We start from the raw sequence: 23695 nt of genomic DNA, 5'->3' as shown, positions 1-23695 counted from the left end.
TCTTATATATAAATCACCCAATATAATTATACATCTATTTACTTTATTACACTATATAAACAGACTTTATATGTATTATAATGGGAGTTTTATCCAAATGGTTGTTCCTATTCTTTCTTTACTTATAATACTAATTGTACCTCCATGAAGCTCTACCATTTTTTAATGATAGCTAAACCAAGACCAGCATCTGTAGCACGGTTATTAATCTGGTAAAATGACTGTTCTATATATGGTAAATGCCCTTTAGCAATTCCAATCCCTTCGTCTTTCACCTTTATCACTGCTTGTCCTTCATTTTTATTCGCTTCAATGCGTATTGTACCTTTTTCATGTGAATATTTAATAGCATTTTGAACAATATTCAAGAAAATTTGCTTTAGCCTATTTCGATCTCCCATCAATTCAATTCTTTCTATCTTATGAATAAATTGAATTTGTTTCTCTTCAGCGTTAGGAGTTAATTGCCAAATCGTCTCCTCTAGTATATCGTATATTTGCACCTTTTGTTTATATAAATTGAAATGATTTAAGTATAATTTTTCTAAAATATAAAATCGCTACAGAAAAGTTACAAATCCATTCGATAAAAAAAGATTGGCAAAGGCCAATCTTTTTTTATTATTCGTTTCGAACTGGTTTTGGTGTTACACCTAAATGCTGATTCAATTTATTTGAAATGTCTTTCACATTTTTTTCATTTGGAGTGTAATAATAAATACCACCGATACGTTTATCCGTACCTTCAATTTGCATTTTTTCCATTTCCAAGTTAGATCCTGCCATATTTTTTGTAATAGCAAGCATATCATCGAAAGTTAAGTTCGTTTTCATATTGTTATCAACCGCATCAAGTAAAGAGCCCATTTTGCTAATTGATTGGACAGACATCGCTTTTTTAGCAATTGCTTCTATTACAAGTTGTTGTCTTTGTCCACGCATTGCATCACTATCAATTTTACGTGTTCTTGCAAGTGCAAGTGCTTGTTCTCCATTTAAATGTTGGAAGCCTTTTTCTAAATGAATCATACCTGCTTGGTCTTTACTATCTTGCTCTGTGAAAGTAACTGGTACATCAATATCAATACCACCAAGTGAATCGACAATTTGTACGAATGATTCGAAGTTAAACTTCACATAATAATCAACAGGAACATTTAAAAATCTTTCCACTGTATCTCGTGTACTTTCAACACCACCAAATACGTGTGCGTGGGTAATTTTATCTAATTTTTTTCTAGATGGAATATAAACACGTGAATCACGTGGAATACTTACTAATTTAACTGACTTATCATCTTTATTAATTGTCGCTAATAAAAGTGCATCTGTTCGAACTGCCTCACCGTATTGACTTTTTCGCATTTCACTACCATCTACACCCATAATTAAAATGGAGATGTTATCCTTTAAAGGCTCAACTTCTTTATCACGTTTTGATGATTTATCAATTTTTGCATACGCATCACTTACAACTGCTTTTGCTTTATTATATATTAACGATCCATACCCTACTCCTCCAAAAATAAGTAAGAACAATGGAATTATAATGAACCATTTTATCGCCTTTCTTTTAGAACGTTTTTTTCTGCTTCTCGTATTTTGTTCTAATTCAGAGCTCATATCCATTCGCCTCTCTTTCTCTTTCCCTAGTATAATGTATGTCTAGTATTCTTCATATTGAATTTCCTTTCAATTACCTTACAATTTTGTAAGGTTACTGCATGAATCCAATATGTACTCCATTTCACATTATACTCTCGTACTTATTTTTAGCAAGTCACTATTTTCCAACTTCAAATATTTAGCACTTCAAAACATCCTAAATTACAGATTTATAAATGTATTTGTTTCGAATCGCTCGATTTCCACCTAAAAAGTCCGCAAGATTAAGGAACAAAATTAGTAATGCAACAATACATTTCATATTATTTCTCAAGTGGTGTATACATTGTTTTCTTCCCATAATTATTAATGAAAGCGGATTTTGCTTTTAGTTTCGTCTTGTCTATTTCTATTTCTTCATTCGAGAAATTCACAATAATTTTAATATCTTTTCCATAAGAAGCAGATTGAACTAATTTATCTTCTGACAAATATGCAAAGTTCGTCATTTCTTCTTTTACTGCCTTTTCATGAACTTCATTCCAAACTTTCAGATGGTGCGTAATTTCTTGCTTATGCTTTTTCCACTCTACTTCATCTAAATGGTACAACGGAGGAACGTTATACAATAATTCGTATAGCATACGGTTTCCTACTTCATCTTTTACTTTCAAACTTCCCCATTCCCAGTGGTGTGTTGTAATAACTGAATCATTGTATACTAATTTATATAAAGGTACCGAATATACTGGATTTAAATATACTTTTTTATATTCTTCTTTTAACGGTACTTGTTTTGCATATTTTTCTGGCACATTTTGATTCGGTGACCAATATCCACCCACATAATACGGACTTGTTTTGTTTTTCCTCATATCTTCATCGTCCCATTTAATAACAGGTGTTTCAATGCCGTGAGCAAAAGCAATCGTGCTACTTGCAAAATCATTTCCACCCTCAGATCCAACTACCATACCTTTTTCTTGCGCAATATAATCCATACGTTGTAGTCTTGCTTTTAAATCTTGTTCTTGTGTCGTTATATGTTTAGCCGAATAGTCATCGTAAATTTCCCCTGTTGCATCACAATCAATAAACCATGAATTGTATTTAGGCCCATTTTGTAATATATCGTTCATTCGCTCTTTTACACTAGGAAGAGATAAAGTTGGATTTAATTTTCGCCCTCTTCCTAAAAACCCTTGCACCTTTTCACCATTTTTCTTCGTCACAGTTGCCTCTTCATATAACGATGGATTATGAAAAGAAGCTGTATTCCAATTTTTATCAGCTTTTTCATGAATAGAATGGTAAGAATCATACGGACCAACTAAATATCCCATTTTCTTAGCTTCTGTCACGAAATTAGGCTGCATATAGCCTTGTTCCCAGTTTGGTAAACCAATCCATGCATTATCTATTCCTGCTGCTTTCATTTCCTTTATAATATCCGTTCCATCTGCGTTACCCCATTTACTTACGTCTTCAATCGCATCCCCGAGCGCTGATTTTAATACATGCTTATTTAAGTTATATAACTCCATGTTCGATAAATGATCTACACCTTTGTTTAATAACTCACTAGCGTTCCGATCAACTTTTCGGAAAATATCCTCTTTATACAATTCCTTCATTGATAATACTTCATTTATATAACGCAAAATCACATTTCTTTGGTACTTATCAATGAAATCTTGTTTACTTACTTGCTCAAATACATTCAATTCTCCAGGCTCCGAACTATTCTTTTGAATAAGTTCTTTTATATGACTAAATACAGGACTATTTATTTGCTCTCTTATCTTCGGCCAATTTACGTTACTGTCAGACAAACCATTTTGATTCCAAAAATAAAAATGAGCCGCACCATAAAGTTTTTCAATCTCTTTATTTTTTCTAGCTTTTTCTTGTAATGTTTTAAATTCACCTTTTCCAGTAATATTATCCTTATACAGTTTAGCAATACTGACTGCATCATTATTTGTCACATATAATTGAAATCCATATGTTTTATTTTTATTTATACTCGGGAATTCATGTATAAAATCAAATCCTATTTTCGGATTCGAATGAAATTTCAATTCATTATTAAACATATTGTTCGCAATATATACAATGGAATATTTCGAACCATTTAACGCAAAAAACTTCATAGAAAATGATTCAGCAAATGAATATGCATCATCCTTTAAAAACTTCTTCCAATTTTCATCATTACTCGGAATTTGCTTTCCTTCCCATAACGGAAGTGTATAATTTTCAGCTTGTACTTTCGGCCATGTGAAGCTTTCTGCACCAATTGATTCCACATCAATATTTAAATGATCTTTTTTCTTTTCTACATTCACTTTTACTTTTTGATCTGGATATTCCCAAGATGTACGCCCCTTGTCTTTTTTTACATTTGACACCTTCATTTTCGGTAACGGCTGTGACGCCTGTTCCTTTATACCATCATGTTCTACAGTTAACGTGAAAGTCTCTGGATTTACATCGTAAGTAAACTCTTTATACGTCGCTTTCTTTATTTTAGACTCTTGTACAGCATTATTACCTTTTACATCACACCCAGCTAATGTCGAAAATGACATAGTTGTAAACAGGCATATTGCTATCATTTTTTTCATTTTCTGCACCTCCACCACTGAATATACAGGGGCTTTGTTACAGGAATGTGGCAAAAAAATAGAACTAGCATAACGCTAGCTCTGTTTTACGTATTAAAAATATATTTAACATATTATCCGAAAGAAGTCTCCTTCCTCAGTCGTGTGAAAGACGATAGTCTAGCGACAGGTGGGAGATGAATTTCGGTTTGGCGTAGCCAAACATTTGTTTTTCCTATTTATTTCGCCTCTAATATAATCAGTCTTATAAGAGGGGGGTTTGGTATAACAATGAAAGTAGATAATAATCTTATAGTGTTCAGGTTGTGTGATCACCGTCATAGCTTATGGAAAATGAAGCAGAAAATGAGGTGAATGGATATGCCAAAGCAGAATAAGGCGTACAAGTTTCGTCTGTATCCAACAGAAGAACAAGCACATCTCATACGTAAAACGTTCGGGTGTGTACGCTTTGTATATAATAAAATGCTGGCTGAACGAATAGAAGTATATGAAAAATATAAAGAGAACAAGGAAGAGCTAAAGAAAGAAAAATTCCCTACTCCTGTAAAATATAAGACAGAGTATGAATGGTTGAAAGAAGTTGATTCATTGACATTGGCCAACGCGCAATTAAACTTGCAAACTGCGTATAAGAATTTTTTTAGTGGTCAAAGTGATTTTCCTAAATTCAAAAGTAAAAAGAGTAGAAAATCCTATACAACGAATCGAGTAAATGAAAATATTATGTTATTTCATGGTTATATCAAATTACCAAAGTTGAAAATGGTGAAACTGAAGCAACATAGAGAAATCCCGCCAAAACATATCATCAAATCGTGTACGATTTCGATGACACCTACTGGTAAGTATTACGTATCTATTTTGACCGAATATGAAAAAGAAATCACTCCAAAAGAAGTAGAACGTGTAGTTGGATTAGACTTCGCAATGGCTGAATTGTACGTGAGTAGCGAAGATGAGAAAGCCAATTATCCTCGCTTTTATCGTCAGATGTTAGAGAAATTAGCGAAGGCACAACGAGTATTAGCAAGACGTGTGAAAGGTTTAGAACGCTGGAATAAACAACGCATTCGTGTAGCGAAATTGCATGAAAAGGTCGCCAATCAACGTAAAAATTTTCTTCATCATAAGTCTAAAGAATTAGCTACGAGTTTTGACGTTGTAGCAATCGAAGACTTACATATGAAAGGAATGTCACGAGCATTTAGATTTGGTAAGAGTGTAGCGGACAACGGTTGGAGGATGTTCACGACATTTTTAGCATATAAGCTACAAGAACAAGGAAAACAGCTTGTAAAAATAGATAAATGGTTTCCTTCTACAAAGATGTGTAGTAATTGTGGAAATAAAAAAGAAATGCCGTCATGTGAACGCACGTATGCGTGTTTGTGTGGACTCACAATTGGCCGTGATTATAATGCAGCAATCAATATCAAAAAGGAAGCCATCCGCTTATTAGTGTTGGCATAAATAGTAATAAAATAACCTTTGGAACAAGGGAGTTAGCTCGGCTGTCCTAGGACAAATTCGTTAGCTATCAAAAGTAGCGATGAACCGAGAAGCCCCTACTTCAAGTAAGCTCGTAAGAGGTACTAAGTGGTGGGTAGTTCACTATGGACAACTGTAACTTGCTTTTATAAGTAGTGTTTTTTCATGCTCACTACTTATAAAAGCAAATAATTCTAGGCATTAACATACATTTCTTAACTAAAAAAATAAGTGTATATAATATAGCCTAAAGCTAGCACTAAAATTACTAAGGCTGTACCTTTCCAATTCATACCACCTGTCATATCCACTGGACTACCTGTTTCAGCTCTGTTTAATCCATCCTTTAAAGAACCAGTAGGATTATTTTTCAATTCACTTTGCCGTATACGTTCTCTTTTTTCTTCCGGTGACTCTTGCTTCATAGGATCACCTCCAAATGAATACACACTTTACTAAATTATACATTATTACTTTTCTTTTATATGCCAACTGAAAAACTATTTACAACAAAAAAAGCTAGCCATGCTAGCTTTTTTATAGTTCTATATGTTCTTCTTTATTTACTGTAATACCTCTATGATCGATTTCTAGCTCACACACTTTCATTGACATAAATACTCTCGCTAATTGCTCTGCAATTTCTTGACGCTTCTCATACGGTGTTAATATAAAAATGGATGGTCCTGCACCACTAAGTGCTGTGCCGTATGCTCCAAACTCTTTTGCACATTTACGGATTGAGGGTAATAGCGGTACGAGTTCTAAACGATACGGCTCGTGAAAATGATCTCTTTCCATCATTTCACCTACAACTTCCCATTTCTTTTGACAAAACGCAGCTACTAATACATTGCTGATCGCACTAGCCTTAACAGCTTCATGAAACGGAAACACATCTGGTAATACAGAACGGCTTTCATCTGTATTTAGCTCTTCATTCGGAATAAGAGAAATTACACCTAATTCCTTACTTTCAATTCTTACAACCGAAACATTCTTTCCATCAAGTGCTCCGATTACAGTGCCTCCTAATATAGAAGCAGCAACATTATCAGGATGTCCTTCAAAATTTGTAGCAATTTGTACTTTTTGATCCGTAGTTAAATTCAAATTGCCTAGTTGATTCGCAAGCTCTATCCCAGCTACAATTGCTGATGCACTACTTCCTAACCCTCTTGTTAATGGGATATTACTAGTAACTTCTATTATATGGGATGATAAAGAAGGGCTTACTTTACATGCCGTACTAACGATTAAATTTTTATCATCTGTCGGAATTGAATCATCAAAGGAATGGATTACTTGCCATTTATCAGCTTTCTCTTTTACTACTACATTTAAATACAATGACAACGCTATTCCTACTGAATCAAATCCAGGTCCAACATTCGCTGTACTAGCAGGAACACGAATACTTAATGGTATCACGACATAATCACCCCTTTAATATGCTCTTTAATTTGTTCTATATCATTTGAAACACTTGCAATATCTAATGTATTAGAAGAAATTGCGATATTAGGATCTTTCAAGCCATTTCCAGTTAAAACCGCAACAACTGTTTCTCCTTTTTTGATTTTTCCAGATTGAACATGTTTAATTACGCCAGCTAATGAAGCATTTGATCCTGGCTCAGCGAAAACTCCTTCCGATTTTGCTAATAATCTATACGCATGTAATATTTCTTCATCTGATACCATATCTATTTCACCGTGAGACTGCTTAGCAGCCTCTACTGCATATGACCAACTTGCTGGGTTACCGATGCGAATCGCTGTTGCAATTGTTTCAGGTTCTTCAATGACATGTCCTTTTACAATAGCTGCTGCTCCTTCCGCTTCAAATCCGTGAATTCTTGGCTTCTTATAGCCTTTTTCTTTCTCATATTCACAGAAACCTTTCCAGTACGCTGTAATATTTCCGGCATTTCCAACAGGAATTGCTAAAACATCTGGTGCACTTTGTAACTGATCACAAATTTCAAACGCTGCTGTTTTTTGCCCTTCAATTCGATAAGGATTCACTGAGTTTACTAATGTAATCGGCTCTTCTGCAGCAATATTTCTTACAGCCTTAAGTGCATCATCAAAATTTCCTTCTATTGAAATGATTTCAGCTCCGTAAGCAACTGCTTGCGCTAATTTTCCATGTGCAATCTTTCCTTCAGGGATTACGATTATACATTTCATTCCAAGGCGTGCTGCATATGCTGCGGCCGATGCCGAAGTATTACCTGTTGATGCACAAATAATTGCCTCCGAACCTTCTTCTTTCGCCTTCGCAACAGCCATTACCATACCACGATCTTTAAAAGAACCTGTCGGATTCGCTCCTTCATACTTACCGTATAACTGAATTCCTAATTGTTTTGATATATTTAATAACGGGATAAGCGGTGTATTTCCTTCCATTAAGCTCACATCAGGTGTATTTTCATTCACCGGTAAATAAGAAGCATACTGTTTTAATAATCCTTTATACATATTGTTTTTCCTCCTCAATAATGTAATAACTGTTTATTTTACTTGCGACATTTTCTATCGCTCCTAGCACTCGTTCAAATTGATATTTTGAAGTTTGATGTGTCACAACAACGACTTCTGCAAGTTCACGATTTAAAGGTAACTGTATAACTTCTTTTAAACTTACGGAATAATTAACGAAACATTCTGTTATTTTTTGCAACATCCCTGGTTCGTCTCGTAATGAAATACGTAAGAAATATTTCGAAACGACTTCTTCATCTCCCTGTAATTCGTACGGTTCTGGTTCTTTTAGCACACTTTTATTTTTCTGAACTTGATTCATATTTTTAACGATTGAAATAATATCACTTACTACAGCAGAACCAGTCGGTAACTTCCCAGCTCCAGGTCCGTAAAACATTACTTCTCCTACCGCTTGCCCGTGAACATACACTGCATTAAATTCATTATTTACATTCGATAATGGATGATGACTTGGTAAAAGAGTCGGTTCTACACTTAAATGAATGGCTGATCCTTGTTTCTCTGCTTTCCCAATTAATTTCATAGTAAATCCTAATTTTTCAGCCATTTGTAAATCTTCTTTTTCGACCTTTCGAATCCCTCTTACTTGCACATCATCTAAAGAAACATTCATCGAAAAACCTAAGTTTGCAAGAATAGCTACCTTTCTCGCCGCATCTAGTCCATCTACATCCGCTGTTGGATCCGATTCTGCGAAACCTAATTTTTGTGCTTCCTGTAAAGCCTCTTCATACGACCATCCATTTTGACTCATCTTTGTTAACATGTAATTTGTTGTGCCATTTACGATTCCCATTATTTTTTCAATTTGATCTGATGCTAATCCGTCTGTTAACCCTCTTAACACAGGAATACCGCCCGCTACACTTGCCTCGTAACATAAATCACAATTATTATCGTTCGCCAGCTGGAGAAGCTCTGCACCGTATACAGCCATTAAATCTTTATTTGCTGTTACGACATGTTTCTTATTTCGTAAAGCCTTAACAATATGCTGCTTTGCTTCTTCAATTCCGCCCATTACCTCTACTACAATATCAATATTTGAATCATTTAGAACTTCATCGACATGACTTGTTACTACGATTCCATCAATGCAAACATCACGTTCTTTTTCTAAGTCACGTACAACGACTGTCTTCACTTTCACTTCATACCCTGTATCAAGTGCAATTTTTTTATAATGTTCTTTCAAAATATGGACAACACCACTTCCGACCGTACCTAATCCTAACACCCCAACATTAATAACGTTATTCATCTTCTAATCTCCTCCTACAATTTTATTATTTATCTCTATCAATCACCTTGCTCTGCTTTTTAATCATGCAGGTGGTGGTTATTTCCGTACGTCCAAATCGTTTCATGTTACTGCACCTCCTTTCAAAGTAATAAAAAAAACACACCCATCCCTAGGAAAGGGACGAATGTGTTTTCGTGGTTCCACCCTTGTTCCAACCTAGATGTACTTCTCCCTAGATTGCTCAAGTTCAGATAACGGCTGATTCCGTCAATAATTACTAGATTGCTCGTTCACTATTGAAGTTCAAAGGTGGTAAAATCATTTCTCGTGTTAGGAAGCTCACACCCTAGGCTTCCCTCTCTGTAAACCGTAAAAATGATTTCATGTCCTTATCGTTACTTTTCGTTCATGTTTATTTGTTAATTTATTATACTCGCATAAAAAACAAAATCAATACTATTTTTTAATTATTTTTAATTTTCAATCTTAAAATCTATAAAAAAACACACTCATCCCTAGGAAAGGGACGAATGTGTTTTCGTGGTTCCACCCTTGTTCCAACCTAGACGTACTTCTCCCTAGATTGCTCAAGTTCAGATAACGGCTGATTCCGTCAATAATTACTAGATTACTCGTTCACTATTGAAGTTCAAAGGTGGTAAAATCATTTCTCGTGTTAGGAAGCTCACACCCTTGACTTCCCTCTCTGTAAACCGTAAAAATGATTTCATGTCCTTATCATTACTTTTTCGTTCATGTCTATTTGATAACTTATTATAGTTATCAACTTTTTAAAAAGCAAGCCTATTTTTACTAACTATTTTCAAAAACTTCTTTTATTATATTTTACAATAGCGTTATTCATCTACAGATTGATTTACCTATTTGTAATTTTCTCTACTTATAAATTAACAGTTTATATATAAATATCCCATTTTAAAACACATAGACACTCGCCGGAATAAAATATATTAATATAATTTTATTAATACAATCTTTTCGTGTAACTTTCTTCTAAAGAACGTGCAACATCTTCTTCTGAAGCATTCACTTTCGCATGCTCCAGTAACATTTTTGCTGCTGATGGTAACTCTTTTTTATGTAACCAAGATTCTGGATCCCACATATTAGAACGAATAAAAGCTTTTGCACAATGAATATAACACTCTTCTATTTCAACAACAATTCCAAGTAACGGATTGCGTCCATTCGCCTGCATTTCTTGCAAAATTTCTTCATCGTTTGTAATATACGCACTGCCGTTTATTCGGAGCGTCTCCCCAAGGCCAGGAATAAAAAAGAGTAACCCTACGTGCGGATTTGAAATAATATTCAAAATGGAGTCTATACGACGGTTGCCTGGTCTTTCTGGAATGATAATTTTATTATTATTTAATACGTAAACAAATCCAGGTGCGTCTCCTCTTGGTGAGGCGTCACACTTTCCTAATTTATTTGCAGTAGACAATACTAGAAAAGGAGATTTAGACAAAAAATCTATGCAATGGTGGTCTAGTGATGAAATAACTTTCTTTAACGCTCTCTCACTTGGTTGCCCCAATATTTTTCGTAATTCTTCCTCTGTTGAAATAATCGATTTTATTTCCGTCCTCTCTATACCCATTTATAACCTCTCCTTTTTTCTTTATTTTCCCAAAATTCAATACGAATATTGTATAATAAAATTTGCAGAAAGGGGAATTAAAATGACGGAGTGGTTAACAATATTTGATACTGAAAGAAATATACTTGGGAAGAAATTACGTGAAGAAGTGCATCGTGACGGTGATTGGCACGAAACATTTCATTGTTGGTTTGTAGAAAAAGATGATGAAGATATGTTTTTATATTTCCAATTACGCTCTAAAAATAAAAAAGAAGCACCGAATATATGGGATATTACTTCAGCCGGACATATTATGCATGATGAAGATGTACAAATTGGTGGTCTTCGTGAAATTGAAGAGGAATTAGGGCTTTCTTTCCAAACGACTGATTTAGCATACAAGGGCATCTTTGAAATAGATTATGAAATTTCAAATCTTACTGATCGCGAGTTTTGTCATATGTATTTCCACAATGTCATCAATCCACTTCCATTCGCACCAGGTGAAGAAGTAGACGATGTGATGAAAATACATGCAACTTCTTTTCTACAACTATTACAAAGAGAGATTTCATCTTTTACAGCTACTTCTGTTTTGAGCAATAAACCGATAACGATAACTTTTAATGATATTTATCCATATGATCTTGCATACTATGAATTTGTTGTTGAACAAGGAAAAGAATTACTAGAAAATAATAGTTTGTAAATAAAATAGGATTCCTAGCATTATATTGCGTGGAGTCTTATTTTTTCATTATTGTTCAAGTATTTTTAATCTACTCTCTACTCGTATAAATAAACGAATGATTAATAACAGCATAACTATCATAATCGCTATCATTGTATGTGAATATCTAAACAGTATACTAATAACACTTCCAATGAACATCATGATGAATCCGTTTTGCTTCATTACTTCTGCACTATACCTATTACCCGCATCCCATAATTCCTTATTTTTCATAGATCGTTTCGTACGATAACCATATGCCGCATTAATATCGGTCGGTGGATTTTTTTGAAGGATAATTGCCGCAAATATAAATATAATACCTATTAAAATACTCATTCCTATGTTTATTAGTGCATACATCAATTATATCCCCTCCTAACGTACACCTTCATTATACGACACAATCCTATTTTCCCCAATTTATAACACATTCATTTTCGTTCTTTTGATGTCTGGAACATACTTGGAAGCGTTACAAAACGTGCCCCTTTCGTTTTTAACTGCGGAATGATTTTGTCTAATGCATCTACAGATCCTTGTAAATGCCCACCTGGTGTTGAATGCTGAAGGATGACACTTCCAGGAAACGAATTCCCTAACACATTATTTGTAATTGTTTCAGCGCTTACGCCTTTCCAATCAACTGTATCAACACTCCACTGTACAATCATAAAATTTTGCTCTGTTGCCCACTTCAATTGATTTTCAAGTATTTCACCATATGGAGGACGAATAAACTTCGGTGCATAACCAGCTAAACGATTTAATATTTCTTCTGTTTTTATAATTTGATTACGGTACTCAGCATCATTTACTTTCGCTAAATTAGGATGGCTATACGTATGATTGCCAATTACATGCCCTTCATTCGAAATACGTTTTACTACATTCGGAAACTTTTCTGCATTTTCACCAAGTAAGAAAAAAGTCGCTTTTACATTATGTTGTTTTAACTTATCTAATATTTTTGGCGTGAATTCTAAATCTGGTCCATCATCAAATGTAAGAGCAACTTCCGCTTTATTGTACGGTCCTGAAAATGCATACGCATATTTTTCGACCCAAGAAAATGGTGTCCATGATCCACGCTCATCTGCTTTCATCTGTACTTCATAATTTTGAGGGATATATGCGTATGGCAATGAGCTTATATAGTCTCCATAATAAAATGAGTTATATGGCATATAGGCGTACGAAACATCTCGTTCTAGTCCCCATTGATATGGAGCAAACATTTGTGACGAATAAAAATAATACATGATAAAAACCTCCCTAAAGTTTCATATGTGATTCCTCTGCACTTTGTTAGAGAAATTCCTATTCATGAACAAAAATAAGACTGTCCGTAATTTGGACAGTCTTACTGCTTACTATTATTAATAAATCGATGTACTCTCTTTCGGTAAAGCTTTCACATGTTTTAAATAGCTTGTCACTCTGTCATCATCACCTTGCGGGTATTGATATCCATAAGCATTAGCAATTTCATTCGCCACTCCCCTAAATAAATTACCCATGACAAAGAACGATTCCCATATGTTTTCATATTCTGCATCAGAAAATGTCCTTTTAAATTGCTCCCACATATCTTTTTCCATATACTGCTCAAAATGCTTTCCAAATTTACCTGTATTAACTGTAAAGTCTGTTTTCATACCAATATGCCATTCTAGCATTACGATGAACATATCTCGCACCGGACCATCAAGTATTCCTTTCGCATAAGAAAGTTCTTCTCTCCATAGTCCTTTTGCCACATTCGTACTACACCACCAAAATTCATTACAGCAATCTAAAAACTCTTTTTCTGTAGGCTTTTTTATTAAGTAGTCTTTATCGCTTGCTGGTGGAAATTCAACCATACAATTATCTTTATCCAGAAGCAGTTCACTTAAACTATCTTGCCCTACAAATATATCTATTAAATCTAATGGAACTAACGTTAAATCGATTCGGTTCCCATCTATAAACTGCATTAAATACGGAAATTTCCCGTCTGCATCCGCAGGAACTAATGACATTTCTTCTGGCATTTGTACAATCATTATTTCTCCAAATCTACATATCCAATTATGATTAGACGTAAAAGAGCGTATATCTTCTACAACATAAATAATATCATAGTCTTGAAAACAGTCTTTTTTCACATTTGGATTTACACGTGATCCATTCATGATGACAACTCGAATTCTTTCATCCTCTTTTGCTGTATTCATAATTAAGTCTATCATTTCTTTTTCAGTTCTCATCTATCCCTAACCTCCAATTTTTAATATAATCTTATATTTTTAAGTGTGTTGGAGGTCCACGAGCTAGCTGTGTTGCACACGATACATGTTATAATTTTTGAAATTTCTTTTTCACTTTTTTATCTCCTTTCGTCATTATTTTACGACTGCGATTACAAATCCATCATAGCCTTTACTTCCGACAGTTTGAAGCGCTGTAGCCCTAACACATGGCTCAGCAGCTATTAATTCTTAGAAACAAAATATTCCTTTTTAAAGCTATTTATCATTTACATTAGATTATACAGAGCATTTCGTTTCATGTAAAAATAAAGAAGGGACATCTACTCCATTACAGAATAAATATCCCTTCTTTAATTTATACATTTATCCCTTACGGATTTGTAGACCAAAGTCCAGCTGATTTAATAAATGTACGTTTATTTAATTTCAGCTGCGCTACGATAAACTCTGCAATATCTTCTGCTTGCATTACTTTATCTGGATTTCCGTCAGTTAATCCTAAATCTACAGCCATATCGGTTGCTACTGTACTTGGAGTTAAAGCTGTTACACGAATGTTATGTTTGCGAACTTCCATCGCTAACGATTCCGTTAAGCCAAGAACACCAAATTTAGAAGCACTATATGCACTTGTTACAGGTGCACCTTTTTGTCCTGCTGTAGATGAAATGTTAATGATATCACCAGATTGTTGTTCAATCATACTTGGTAAAGCTGCACGAGTTGCATAGTATACACCCATTAAGTTTACTTGAATGATTTTTTCCCAATCAGCAACGTCTAATTCTAAAAACTTACCGAATTTAGAAATACCAGCGTTATTAATTAAAATATCGATAGATCCTAAGCCGTTTTTTAACGTCTCAATCGCAGTAGTCACTTCTTCGTATGAAGAAACATCAGCAGTCGCAATAACAGCTTTTACGCCTTCTGCTTCTACTTCTTTCGCAACAGCTTTTAAGTTTTCTTCTGAACGAGCTAAAAGACCGACATTTACGCCCTCTTTCGCTAATGCAATCGCTACAGCACGACCAATCCCTCTACCTGCTCCTGTAATTAAAGCATTTTTGCCTTGTAATAATTCTGCCAAGTATAACACTCCTTAATCATCTCAGTTATGTATTATATTAAAATTGTATCTATGTTTATGTAAAAAGGCAATGATGCACTTTCATGTGCGTAGGTTACTTGTAGGTAACTATAGAAAGTTTTTATTTATAATTCTCATGTTTTTTCCATAATTCATGTAAAATAGTAATAAATTCCACATAGGAGAGTGTATTTCTATAAAAAGAAAAAAATGGTTCTTGTCACTAACTGCAGTCGGACTATGTATCATATTTTTGGCTATGCACTTTATATTTGGTAATCCACTACATTATAAAGTAATAGAAAAAGATACTAGCGAATATCTCCATACTATAAAAGGATATAAGCAAAAAGACATACAAAGCATAACCGGAAAATATACTCCCCTTTATAATATCGGCTATTATGCAGAAGTCGTATATAAAGACGAACCTTATTTTACATACTCTTATACATACGATAATAATAAAAAAATAATACAAGACAACGGCATTTTAGGAAGGCATACTGAGTCATTTGAAAATCTTAATTTAAACTGGTCATTGTTTGACGAGTTAGTAGATGGTATTCATAAAAACTTGCAAGAAAGTGGTTTAAGTGAAAAGAAAGATTATTCTATACGCCACGTTCAATTCGTTGATATCGATGATAATAAAAACGGTGTAGCAGCATACGTTGACTTTAAGAAAGATAAAGAATCAGACTACTCATACCGTATGAATAACGAAGGAAAAGCTTATCAATATAGTTGCAGTAATGGGAAATGCATTTTTAAAGAGAAATAGTGTTAGAAGGATTCCCTCCTAACACTATCCCTCTTCATAATTCGGAATACAAACAATAAATTCCGTCCCATTCCCTTCCTCACTCTCGACTTTTATTTCTCCTTGATGAAGGTCGAGTACTTTTTTTACGATGGCCAAACCTAAGCCACTTCCCCCATAAGCACGATTTCGTGAAGAATCAGCTTTAAAGAACCGTTCAAATATATGTTGTTTTTGTTCTTCTGAAATACCAATTCCCGTATCACGTATACGCACTTCTACTAATTTCACTCGTTCTTTTAGCTGAATTGTAATCGTGCCACAATTTGGCGTGAATTTAATGCTATTATGAATTAAATTGATCCACACTTGACTCATACTTTCTTGATCGGCAGTAACATGTACTTTATCCAAATCAAGTTCTAATTCAATTTCTTTTTCAGCCCAGAGCGGTTCACTATTTAATACAATTTGTTTTAACTGTTGATCTAATCGATAAGGCACTCTTTCTGGTGTATACTCTTCCGATTCTAAAAGAGTTAGTTTCAGTAAATTTTGACTTAACTTGGATAATCTCGTCGTTTCTGTTTCAATAATGGTAAGATAATGCTTTCTTTTTTCCTCGGAAAGATTATCATCTTGTAGTGCTCTAGCAAATCCTTTTATAGAAGTTAATGGTGACTGTATTTCATGTGAAACATTCGATACAAATTCCTGACGCATTTTCTCCATCGCATTTAGTTCATCTGTCATATCATTTATACTTTTTACGAGCACACCAATTTCTCCATCATACTTTTCTTCATTTCGTATTTTTACGGAGAAGTCTCCTTTTGCAATTTTTTGTATCGGTTCAATAATCGTCCAAATCATTGCCTGTCGTTTTGGCTTCATTAATATCCCAAACAATGTCCAAATAAGAACAATAAATACAAAACCGACCATATCACTAATTAGAAAGGCAACAAACGGCGATACATGTATTTCAAGAGCATTCAATATACTAGTTGCTACATAAAACGCGATAGACCAAATTATAGTGAGAAAAGAAAAGAGCGCTATTATCGCTCCTGTTACTTTCAACATCTTCAACTTACCCATTCGTTTTCTATTCCTCATTTACTTACCTCTAAGCGATATCCTAAACCTCTTATCGTTTTAATACTAAATTTCGACTTCTCTTCTTGAAACTTCTCACGTAACCGGTTTATATGAACGTCTAGTGTACGTCCATTCCCTTCAAAATCATATCCCCATACGTCTTCAATTAATTGCTCTCTCGAACAAGTTCTTCCCGCTTTAGAACCTAAAGTAAAGAGCAATTCGAATTCTTTCAGCGGTAACGTAACCGTTTGTTCTCCAACTGAAACTTCAAATGTTTTACGATTTAACAATACATTTCCAACTTGAATCGATTGCGACACTGTAATTTGGTAACGTTTCAATAAAGCCTTAACTCTCACTACTAATTCTATCGGATCAAATGGTTTTACAAGATAATCATCCGTGCCAAGGTGAAATCCTTTTACTTTTTGACACGTTTCCCCTTTAGCAGTTAGCATCAAAATCGGAATATCATAGTACTTCCTTAATTCAAAACATACATCAAATCCATCCATATTTGGCATCATGATATCAAGAATAACCATATCAACTTTTACTTCATCTATTTTCTGAAGTGCATCTAGTCCATCAATTGCCTCATATGTTTGAAAACCTTCTCGTTCTAAAAATACAGAAACAAGTTCTCTAATATGCGGATCGTCGTCCACAATTAATATTTTAGGTATCAAAAGAACCATTTCCTTTCTACTCAACATCTATTTTATTACTGTTAAAAACAAATAATCAGTGAAGCAAATTCCCCACTGATTATTCATTTTATAATGCCGCCTCTTTAATTTTCAATTGTTGCGTTGCAAATTCACGATACATGTCATGTGTGCGTAACAATTCATCATGTGTACCGCTTCCTGTAAGATTCCCTTTTTCTATAAAGATAATTTTATCTGCATCTACAACAGTAGAAAGTCTATGTGCAATAACTAACGTTGTTCTCCCTTTCATTAAGTTATTTAACGCCTTTTGAACGACAGACTCTGATTTACTATCTAAACTAGAAGTTGCTTCATCTAACATAAGAATTTGTGGATTTCGAAGTAACGCTCGGGCAATCGCAATTCGCTGTCTTTGTCCTCCAGAAAGCTTCACACCACGTTCTCCAACTTCTGTTGCATATCCATTTGGCAAATCGTGAATAAATGCATCAACATATGCCATCGCTGCTACTTTTTCAATTTCTTCATCTGTCACTTCGCCCTCAACACCGTAACAAATGTTATCACGAATTGTTCCATCGATTAACGGACTATCTTGTGAAACGTAACCAATTTGACGTCGCCATGATTGTAGTGAATAATTCTTAATTGAGTCTTTTCCTAATTTAATAGCACCGCTAGTCGGCTCATAAAAACGTTCTAATAACGAGAATAACGTCGTTTTCCCACTACCACTTGGTCCTACGATTGCTGTTACTTTTCCTGATTCAATTGTAAAATCAATATTCTTTAACACTTGCTCTTCTTCGTTATACTCGAAATGTACATTTTCAAGTACGATTGGCTGCTTAGCATCTGTAATCTTCACACCAGTTTCATGATTTTCTACTTCATATTCTAAAATTGTATTAATTCTTTCCGTTGCACCAATTGCCTTTTGGAATTGTGTAAAGAACATAGATAGTTGACTCATTGGCATTATAATTTGGACTAAATATAAAATAAACGCTACAAGTTCACCTGTAGTTAATGCACCGCTAGAAACACGCATTCCACCATACCCTACGATAATAACAAGCAATGCCATTAAAACAAACGACATAACTGGTGAAATTAACGCTTGCACTTTACCTTCTTTCAAACCAAATTGCAATAACTTTTCAATACCTTTATTTCCAGTTTCATATTCCCTTTTTTCTGTGTTCGAAGATTTTACTAAACGAATTTCTGATAACACTTGTGTTAATACACTAGTAAAAGAAGCCGTTTCATCTTGAAGTGCTTTTGAAATCTTATACATTTTTCGTCCAAGTGGAACTAAAATAAGTACTGATAATGGAATAACAGTTAAAAGTAAAAGTGTCATTTTCCAATCTAAAACAAATAGTACAATTAAAGATCCGACAATTGAAATACCACCTGTTAATAAGTTTGACAAGTGCTCAGAAATTAATGTTTTCACAACTCCTGTATCATTTGTCATACGGCTAATTGTATCGCCTGTTCTATTTTGATCATAATAAGTTACCGGTAAAATAAGCACCTTTTTCCACAAACGTTCTCTTAGTCCAGCTACAATCTTCTGTCCTATATAATTTAATAAATATATAGATAATCCTGCAGCTATAGTTTGCATAATAAAGAATGCAACTAGCCCAACAATTTGCCCTGTACTAATTGACGAAAGTGAGAAATTATCTACTAGCCCCTTCGTTAACATCGGTATAAATAAACTCGCTCCTGTAGAAAGCAAACTCATTAATAATGCAAAAGCAAGAATCCCCTTTGGAGGATTTGTATCTTGAATAAGGCGTAAAAACTGCCTCCAGCTCCCTTTTTTCTTCATTTCATTTTTAACTTCCATTATGTTCATCTCCTCGTGTTAAACCAAACTGTTCTTTCTAAAAATAGAATACAATACGAATGTAAACTGAATGTAAACACACTTTTTCTGTTTTTACAAAATATACATACAAACGTATCTTTACAACAGATATAAATATCTGATATTATTACCTAGTACTAAATATTATTCTATGTGAATTATAAATAACCAATTTACAATACTATATAAATCTCCCGTTATTGAAAGGAGTATCCTTTTTGCAAACAAATATACATTCCGAAAAGGAAACAATTATTTTTATTCATGGATTAGTCGGCAATCGTCGTGCCTTCAAAAAAGAGCATAAACGATTTTCCGCCTCGTACAACGTTATTACTTATGACTTATTAGGTCACGGCGATGATAAAGGAGAAGCTATTGAATTTTCATTACAGCGCCTCGTAGATCAACTATTGAAATTATATGAAAAAGAAGGTATTCAAAAAGCACATATTTGCGCTCTAAGTTACGGCTGTTATATCTCTACTATTTTTGCACAAATGCATCCAGAAAAAGTTTTGAGCATTTGTCATATTGGTGGACATTATAATAACCCTTCCCTTTTATATAACGTATTTCAAAAGTTTTGGGAGAAGCGAGGAGACGATTACTCTAAATGGCTCTCTCAATACGCAAATACTATTTTTCCAAGTGGCATATTAAAGGCAAATCCGTTTGCAGTCATTTCAAGAAATATTTATTATCGTTTCGGATTGCAATTACATTCATCAATTATTGCCCAATCATTACGACACCGGTTAGAATTCGACTTGAAATCTAAATTAAAATCACTTCCCCACCCTATTCTATGGGTAATGGGTGAACATGATCATCTCTATAAATCTTGTCTTTTTGATTTAAAATCTATTCTTCCTAACGTTTTATATAAAGAAATACCACTTGCAGGACATGCAGCAAACTTATTTCGGCCGAACTACTTTCATGACCTATACGCTCGATTTTTAAATGGGAAGTTACAGTAAAAACTACTACATTCCCAATTTATTCAACTATAAAAAGGCTTCCCAAGTTTCCCTGGAAAGCCTTTTCTCTATACGAAAAGTATATAAAACTACTTTTTCTTAGTATGCTTTTGTGTAACCTAATAGGTGCTTGCTCCAGTAAGAGTTACTTACAGAACTAATACGTACGCCAGTTGCATCAGTTTCTGCACTAATGAACTGTCCGTTTCCTAAGTAAACGCCCATGTGAGAAGGACCTGATTTATAAGTATTTTGGAAGTATACTAAATCGCCTGGTTGTGGATTGCTAGTCTTTGTTTTAGAGCTCCAGTATCCAGCAACTGTTTGACGAGCACCTTTATGACCAGTTTGATTTAATACGTAGTGAATGAATCCACTGCAGTCAAAACCAGCAGGTGTTGTACCAGCAGTTCTGTATGGTGAACCATTTAAAGATCTAGCGAATCCAGCGATTGAAGATGTATTTCCACCTGTTGTTGGTTTTTGTACGTCTTTACCTGGTTGTTGAACGTTATTTGTAACGTTATTGTTATTCGTAACGTTGTTTACTCCGCCTTTTACAAACTTAACGAAGTCTGCACTTACGTAACCTGTACGGCCGTTATGGTTAATTTTGTACCAACCATTTTCAGCGCCAGTAACGTTTAATACTTTACCTTGTGTTACGCCACCGATTACAGCATTGTATGTAGCTGGGCCTGTACGCACTTTTAAAGCACCAGTGTTAACAACATAAGAACCACCAGTTTGAACTGTAGTAGTATTGTTGTTTGTAGTTGGTTGTTGTGTTTGGTTAGATACAGCAGAACCACCTTTTGTTACGAAGTCTTTGCTTACGTATCCAGTTCCACCATTGAAGTTGATTTTAAACCAATCCTGTACTTCACCAACAACTTGTACTGTTTTACCTTTATTTACAGAGCCTAATACTGTATGAGATGTACTTGGGCCTGTACGTACATTTAGTGAAGAAACGTTTACTGTGTAAGTACCAGTTCCTTGTTGAACAGTAGTTCCTGTTTTACCACCAGTCGTTACGAAGTCACCACTTACATAACCAGTTTGACCGTTTACAGTTACTTTAAACCAACCGTTTTCTTGTCCAATTACTTGTAGTACTTGACCTGATTTCACTTTAGAAATCACGTTATGTCCTGTACCAGCACCTGAACGAACATTTAATACATCAGCAGTTACTGTGTATTTTAAGTCAGATTTTGTTTCTACAGTTTTTGTTTCAGTTACAGTCGTTTGATTTTGAGTTTGATTTTGTCCATTAATTTCTTTTAGCGCCTCGTTTGAAACTTGTGCTTGAGCAGAATCCATACCTGGAACTGCAACACCCACTACAGAAGCTGCTGCTAAACCTGCAATTACTTTTTTCATAAGTTGTCTTTACTTCCTTTCCCTACTATCCTCTTAAAAAAACTTATAAACTTAATACTTTACAATATTATCAAAGTAAAATATTCATTAAGTTCCATTTTTTAGCAAGAGTTTTATTTTTCACACAGAGTTCATTTTAAATGAATGAAGTGAATTCCGTGTGAACTTCATGTGAACTTTACCATTAAACTTAGTATTTTTGCAATGCTTTTTTCAAATTCCTTATGTATTTCATTGAAAATTCGACATTTCATTCATTATCTTAATATACATTTCCCTATACACTCCGAAAAACTCTATTAATCTAATGCAATGCAAAGAATGCATTTCCTAGTAAAGTTATTTCCATGAAGCATACTCTTATCATGACAAAAAATGCTTTTTTTATCAATAGTATAATATTTTTAGAAAACTATTTTTTATACTGTCTATCGCTTTTAAAAGATTTGACGATTTGTAAGATTTAACTTTAATAATTCTGTTCTAATTTGACGAAAACAAACACTCCACTACCCATTTTTAACTATATATGGAATTTGCAGGATATTTATATTATCATATATATAGTAGTATTTTAATTCATACAATTTTTTTGCCCTGCACTGAAACCTATCGAACTTTTAAAGGTCCGATGCATTGAATTTTGAGATGGAAGTCTTATTGCCCGCAAATAGTGGAATCAAAAAGGAGGTATATTTATGAAAAATATAATAGATGATCCTATCAATAAAAATATAGAACTGTACTATGCTTTTTTTCAATTCGTTTCAATTATCACCTTACAAAAAATATCAACTATTGAAACACGTAAAAACAAATTAAAAAATCAGATGAAAAATTCCTATCAAAAAAATCCTTACTACTTATAAAAAGGTGAACAGAATTATAATTCTGTTCACCTTTTATCGTTCCTACACTATTTATAAATTTTCACACGAGTTTCTAATGGTTGGTATTCTTTTTCACCTGCAGGTACCGCTGGTTTGCCAAACGGCATTTGCGCAGTAAGTTTCCAGCTTTCTGGAACTTCCCATTCTTTTCTCACTTCTCCATCAATTAATGGATTGTAATGCTGCAATGTAGCACCAAATCCTTCAATTTCTAAAGCTGTCCAAATTGCAAATTGTAACATTCCTGAGGATTGCTGAGACCAAATTGGAAAATTCTCTTTATATAAGGCAAAGTTTTCTTGCAGTTCTTCCACTACTTGACTATCTTCGAAGTATAAAACCGTTCCATAACCACTTTTAAATGCATTCATTTTTTCTTCAGTAGATGCAAAATTATTTTCAGGTACAATTTTTCGTAACGTCTCTTTCGTAATATCCCATAACTTATCATGTTGTTCTCCTAGTAAGACGACAACGCGGGCGCTCTGAGAGTTAAAAGCTGAAGGTGTATGTTTTACAGCATGATAAATCACTTCTTGAATTTTCTCATCAGAAACTACTTGCTCTTTACTAATTGCGTAAATAGATCTTCTGTCTTCAATTGCTGAGTAAAAATCTTTTGCCATCATAATTCCCTCCAATTTTTCATTTGAGGCTTTTTCATATGTACACATCGTATTACGCCACTCAAAACTTATCATTAATAAGTTTCTAACTTTAGAATATCAACAAACAATAATAAACTCAAATAATAATACTCATATTTTTACCTTTTCACTTCCTAACGCTAAAAATAAAAAGACAATTTGTTGTTACTAATAATAAGTAACAACAAATTGCCTTTCTT

General features: G+C 34.0%; 21 protein-coding genes, 2 pseudogenes and 2 other annotated features. Of the genes and pseudogenes, 5 read left to right on the top strand and 18 right to left on the bottom strand.

Annotated features, from left to right (window positions below):
* Positions 1 to 75: 75 nt before the first annotated feature.
* The 3 genes and pseudogenes from ACUXEY_RS11220 to ACUXEY_RS11210 all read right to left on the bottom strand — a co-directional run.
* Positions 76 to 542: pseudogene (locus ACUXEY_RS11220) on the bottom strand (sensor histidine kinase); the annotation flags it as partial.
* Between the two features lie 79 nt (positions 543 to 621).
* Positions 622 to 1623, bottom strand: a complete 1002-nt coding sequence (locus ACUXEY_RS11215; RefSeq protein ID WP_461300694.1) for an LCP family protein — start codon at positions 1621 to 1623, stop codon at positions 622 to 624.
* A gap of 305 nt (positions 1624 to 1928) precedes the next feature.
* Positions 1929 to 4232 (bottom strand): glycoside hydrolase, encoded by a 2304-nt coding sequence (locus tag ACUXEY_RS11210; RefSeq protein WP_461300693.1) that lies wholly within the window; start codon positions 4230 to 4232, stop codon positions 1929 to 1931.
* 360 nt (positions 4233 to 4592) lie between these two features.
* On the opposite strand from ACUXEY_RS11210, the gene ACUXEY_RS11205 reads away from it, so the two are divergent.
* The gene (locus ACUXEY_RS11205; protein ID WP_461300692.1) at positions 4593 to 5705 is read left to right on the top strand and encodes an RNA-guided endonuclease TnpB family protein; all 1113 of its coding nucleotides are present in this window, start codon (positions 4593 to 4595) and stop codon (positions 5703 to 5705) included.
* A 233-nt stretch (positions 5706 to 5938) separates the two neighbouring features.
* On the opposite strand, the gene ACUXEY_RS11200 is transcribed toward ACUXEY_RS11205, so the two are convergent.
* The 5 genes from ACUXEY_RS11200 to ACUXEY_RS11180 all read right to left on the bottom strand — a co-directional run bounded on the left by ACUXEY_RS11200 (position 5939) and on the right by ACUXEY_RS11180 (position 11103).
* The gene (locus ACUXEY_RS11200) at positions 5939 to 6148 is read right to left on the bottom strand and encodes a DUF6366 family protein (protein WP_113712372.1); all 210 of its coding nucleotides are present in this window, start codon (positions 6146 to 6148) and stop codon (positions 5939 to 5941) included.
* Positions 6149 to 6260: 112 nt separating this feature from the next.
* Positions 6261 to 7154, bottom strand: a complete 894-nt coding sequence (gene thrB / locus ACUXEY_RS11195; protein ID WP_166705523.1) for a homoserine kinase — start codon at positions 7152 to 7154, stop codon at positions 6261 to 6263.
* Positions 7151 to 8209, bottom strand: a complete 1059-nt coding sequence (gene thrC, locus ACUXEY_RS11190) for a threonine synthase (RefSeq protein WP_461300691.1) — start codon at positions 8207 to 8209, stop codon at positions 7151 to 7153. The genes thrB and thrC overlap by 4 nt, the downstream gene beginning before the upstream one ends.
* Entirely contained in the window at positions 8202 to 9497 is a 1296-nt protein-coding gene (locus tag ACUXEY_RS11185) for a homoserine dehydrogenase (RefSeq protein WP_461300690.1), read from the bottom strand. The genes thrC and ACUXEY_RS11185 overlap by 8 nt, the downstream gene beginning before the upstream one ends.
* Before the next feature lie 155 nt (positions 9498 to 9652).
* Positions 9653 to 9884: a binding site (T-box leader), on the bottom strand.
* Positions 9885 to 9998: 114 nt separating this feature from the next.
* Positions 9999 to 10230: a binding site (T-box leader), on the bottom strand.
* Positions 10231 to 10464: 234 nt separating this feature from the next.
* Entirely contained in the window at positions 10465 to 11103 is a 639-nt protein-coding gene (locus ACUXEY_RS11180; protein ID WP_461300689.1) for a pyridoxamine 5'-phosphate oxidase family protein, read from the bottom strand.
* Between the two features lie 82 nt (positions 11104 to 11185).
* Here ACUXEY_RS11180 and ACUXEY_RS11175 point away from each other — a divergent pair, with 82 nt between their 5' ends.
* Complete coding sequence (locus tag ACUXEY_RS11175; protein ID WP_376906987.1) at positions 11186 to 11794, top strand: NUDIX hydrolase; 609 nt, start codon at positions 11186 to 11188, stop codon at positions 11792 to 11794.
* A gap of 48 nt (positions 11795 to 11842) precedes the next feature.
* On the opposite strand, the gene ACUXEY_RS11170 is transcribed toward ACUXEY_RS11175, so the two are convergent.
* The 5 genes and pseudogenes from ACUXEY_RS11170 to ACUXEY_RS11150 all read right to left on the bottom strand — a co-directional run bounded on the left by ACUXEY_RS11170 (position 11843) and on the right by ACUXEY_RS11150 (position 15163).
* Complete coding sequence (locus tag ACUXEY_RS11170) at positions 11843 to 12181, bottom strand: SdpI family protein (protein ID WP_461300707.1); 339 nt, start codon at positions 12179 to 12181, stop codon at positions 11843 to 11845.
* 71 nt (positions 12182 to 12252) lie between these two features.
* The gene (locus ACUXEY_RS11165; protein WP_461300688.1) at positions 12253 to 13080 is read right to left on the bottom strand and encodes a peptidoglycan-N-acetylglucosamine deacetylase; all 828 of its coding nucleotides are present in this window, start codon (positions 13078 to 13080) and stop codon (positions 12253 to 12255) included.
* A 117-nt stretch (positions 13081 to 13197) separates the two neighbouring features.
* A complete protein-coding gene (locus tag ACUXEY_RS11160) occupies positions 13198 to 14070 on the bottom strand; it encodes an aminoglycoside 6-adenylyltransferase (RefSeq protein ID WP_461300687.1) in 873 nt (290 codons plus the stop codon).
* Positions 14071 to 14205: 135 nt separating this feature from the next.
* Positions 14206 to 14301, bottom strand: a pseudogene (locus ACUXEY_RS11155) (O-methyltransferase); the annotation flags it as partial.
* Positions 14302 to 14443: 142 nt separating this feature from the next.
* Positions 14444 to 15163, bottom strand: a complete 720-nt coding sequence (locus tag ACUXEY_RS11150) for a 3-ketoacyl-ACP reductase (protein ID WP_000818985.1) — start codon at positions 15161 to 15163, stop codon at positions 14444 to 14446.
* Between the two features lie 196 nt (positions 15164 to 15359).
* Here ACUXEY_RS11150 and ACUXEY_RS11145 point away from each other — a divergent pair, with 196 nt between their 5' ends.
* Complete coding sequence (locus ACUXEY_RS11145; protein ID WP_461300706.1) at positions 15360 to 15947, top strand: DUF3139 domain-containing protein; 588 nt, start codon at positions 15360 to 15362, stop codon at positions 15945 to 15947.
* A gap of 24 nt (positions 15948 to 15971) precedes the next feature.
* Here ACUXEY_RS11145 and hitS read toward each other — a convergent pair whose 3' ends face one another.
* From hitS to ACUXEY_RS11130, 3 genes are all read right to left on the bottom strand, one after another.
* Positions 15972 to 17045, bottom strand: a complete 1074-nt coding sequence (gene hitS / locus ACUXEY_RS11140; RefSeq protein ID WP_461300686.1) for an envelope stress sensor histidine kinase HitS — start codon at positions 17043 to 17045, stop codon at positions 15972 to 15974.
* Positions 17042 to 17719 carry an envelope stress response regulator transcription factor HitR gene (gene hitR, locus ACUXEY_RS11135; protein ID WP_461300685.1) on the bottom strand — a complete coding sequence of 226 codons (678 nt, stop codon included), beginning with the start codon at positions 17717 to 17719 and terminating at the stop codon, positions 17042 to 17044. The genes hitS and hitR overlap by 4 nt, the downstream gene beginning before the upstream one ends.
* 88 nt (positions 17720 to 17807) lie before the next feature.
* Complete coding sequence (locus tag ACUXEY_RS11130; RefSeq protein WP_461300684.1) at positions 17808 to 19568, bottom strand: ABC transporter ATP-binding protein; 1761 nt, start codon at positions 19566 to 19568, stop codon at positions 17808 to 17810.
* A 239-nt stretch (positions 19569 to 19807) separates the two neighbouring features.
* Here ACUXEY_RS11130 and ACUXEY_RS11125 point away from each other — a divergent pair, with 239 nt between their 5' ends.
* Positions 19808 to 20572 carry an alpha/beta fold hydrolase gene (locus tag ACUXEY_RS11125; RefSeq protein WP_429602250.1) on the top strand — a complete coding sequence of 255 codons (765 nt, stop codon included), beginning with the start codon at positions 19808 to 19810 and terminating at the stop codon, positions 20570 to 20572.
* 99 nt (positions 20573 to 20671) lie between these two features.
* Here ACUXEY_RS11125 and entFM read toward each other — a convergent pair whose 3' ends face one another.
* Positions 20672 to 21958 carry an enterotoxin EntFM gene (gene entFM / locus ACUXEY_RS11120; RefSeq protein WP_429602251.1) on the bottom strand — a complete coding sequence of 429 codons (1287 nt, stop codon included), beginning with the start codon at positions 21956 to 21958 and terminating at the stop codon, positions 20672 to 20674.
* Positions 21959 to 22656: 698 nt separating this feature from the next.
* On the opposite strand from entFM, the gene ACUXEY_RS11115 reads away from it, so the two are divergent.
* Positions 22657 to 22827 carry a DNA mismatch repair protein MutT gene (locus ACUXEY_RS11115; protein WP_166702625.1) on the top strand — a complete coding sequence of 57 codons (171 nt, stop codon included), beginning with the start codon at positions 22657 to 22659 and terminating at the stop codon, positions 22825 to 22827.
* A gap of 47 nt (positions 22828 to 22874) precedes the next feature.
* Here ACUXEY_RS11115 and ACUXEY_RS11110 read toward each other — a convergent pair whose 3' ends face one another.
* Positions 22875 to 23477, bottom strand: coding sequence for a nitroreductase family protein (locus ACUXEY_RS11110; protein WP_208326580.1), 603 nt, complete (start codon positions 23475 to 23477; stop codon positions 22875 to 22877).
* Positions 23478 to 23695: the final 218 nt, after the last annotated feature.

The sequence above is a fragment of the Bacillus sp. F9_6S_D1_P_5 genome (assembly GCF_054823925.1).
Note: the sequence above shows the minus strand (reverse complement) of the source record. Positions and strands in the feature narration are given on the sequence as shown.

What these genes read in the sequence shown, in the direction of transcription:
- ACUXEY_RS11110 (WP_208326580.1), bottom strand. Translation starts at nt 23,477, where the DNA reads ATGATGGCAAAAGATTTTTACTCAGCAATTGAAGACAGAAGATCTATT.
- ACUXEY_RS11170 (WP_461300707.1), bottom strand. Translation starts at nt 12,181, where the DNA reads ATGTATGCACTAATAAACATAGGAATGAGTATTTTAATAGGTATTATA.
- hitS (WP_461300686.1), bottom strand. Translation starts at nt 17,045, where the DNA reads ATGAGGAATAGAAAACGAATGGGTAAGTTGAAGATGTTGAAAGTAACA.
- ACUXEY_RS11180 (WP_461300689.1), bottom strand. Translation starts at nt 11,103, where the DNA reads ATGGGTATAGAGAGGACGGAAATAAAATCGATTATTTCAACAGAGGAA.
- ACUXEY_RS11130 (WP_461300684.1), bottom strand. Translation starts at nt 19,568, where the DNA reads ATGGAAGTTAAAAATGAAATGAAGAAAAAAGGGAGCTGGAGGCAGTTT.
- ACUXEY_RS11205 (WP_461300692.1), top strand. Translation starts at nt 4,593, where the DNA reads ATGCCAAAGCAGAATAAGGCGTACAAGTTTCGTCTGTATCCAACAGAA.
- ACUXEY_RS11165 (WP_461300688.1), bottom strand. Translation starts at nt 13,080, where the DNA reads ATGTATTATTTTTATTCGTCACAAATGTTTGCTCCATATCAATGGGGA.
- entFM (WP_429602251.1), bottom strand. Translation starts at nt 21,958, where the DNA reads ATGAAAAAAGTAATTGCAGGTTTAGCAGCAGCTTCTGTAGTGGGTGTT.
- thrC (WP_461300691.1), bottom strand. Translation starts at nt 8,209, where the DNA reads ATGTATAAAGGATTATTAAAACAGTATGCTTCTTATTTACCGGTGAAT.
- ACUXEY_RS11185 (WP_461300690.1), bottom strand. Translation starts at nt 9,497, where the DNA reads ATGAATAACGTTATTAATGTTGGGGTGTTAGGATTAGGTACGGTCGGA.
- ACUXEY_RS11215 (WP_461300694.1), bottom strand. Translation starts at nt 1,623, where the DNA reads ATGAGCTCTGAATTAGAACAAAATACGAGAAGCAGAAAAAAACGTTCT.
- ACUXEY_RS11115 (WP_166702625.1), top strand. Translation starts at nt 22,657, where the DNA reads ATGAAAAATATAATAGATGATCCTATCAATAAAAATATAGAACTGTAC.
- ACUXEY_RS11160 (WP_461300687.1), bottom strand. Translation starts at nt 14,070, where the DNA reads ATGAGAACTGAAAAAGAAATGATAGACTTAATTATGAATACAGCAAAA.
- ACUXEY_RS11210 (WP_461300693.1), bottom strand. Translation starts at nt 4,232, where the DNA reads ATGAAAAAAATGATAGCAATATGCCTGTTTACAACTATGTCATTTTCG.
- ACUXEY_RS11175 (WP_376906987.1), top strand. Translation starts at nt 11,186, where the DNA reads ATGACGGAGTGGTTAACAATATTTGATACTGAAAGAAATATACTTGGG.
- ACUXEY_RS11200 (WP_113712372.1), bottom strand. Translation starts at nt 6,148, where the DNA reads ATGAAGCAAGAGTCACCGGAAGAAAAAAGAGAACGTATACGGCAAAGT.